The 393-nt window shown below is 31.3% G+C and carries 1 pseudogene; it reads right to left on the bottom strand.

What is annotated here, in order from left to right:
• Window positions 1-393 (bottom strand): annotated as a pseudogene (locus tag ACLWS4_RS37695) (hypothetical protein); the annotation flags it as partial.

The following is a 393-nucleotide window of genomic DNA, read 5'->3' as shown; positions in this document are numbered from 1 at the left end:
ATGCCATAATTCATAATTGCTGATTTATCTCCTCTTGGCATTTTTGTACCTTTAGAAGTGGCTGTAACATAATCAAAAAAATTATCTTGCAAAAGCGTGTAATATAAATATTTTTTGTCAAGTTCCTTCTCGTCCTTATTTTTAATAACTAATACATCATTAGAACAACCTCCATTTTTAGTGGCAAACCATATTTTTTTAAAGTACGGGCGAATATTTGATAATAATATATCTCCTTTTTTATATCTTCTTACACTCTTAGTCGTTGGCAACCCAGAAGCCATTCCTACACCACTTTTATTGGGTAACATATTTTCAGTTGAAATATAATTGTCAAGAGTAACTTCAGCCGAAGGAATTTTCTCATCTCCATAATAGCTAACTTCTTCAAGG

The organism is Kitasatospora sp. SC0581 (assembly GCF_048159585.1).
Classification (GTDB): Bacteria; Actinomycetota; Actinomycetes; order Streptomycetales; family Streptomycetaceae; genus Kitasatospora.
Note: the sequence above shows the minus strand (reverse complement) of the source record. Positions and strands in the feature narration are given on the sequence as shown.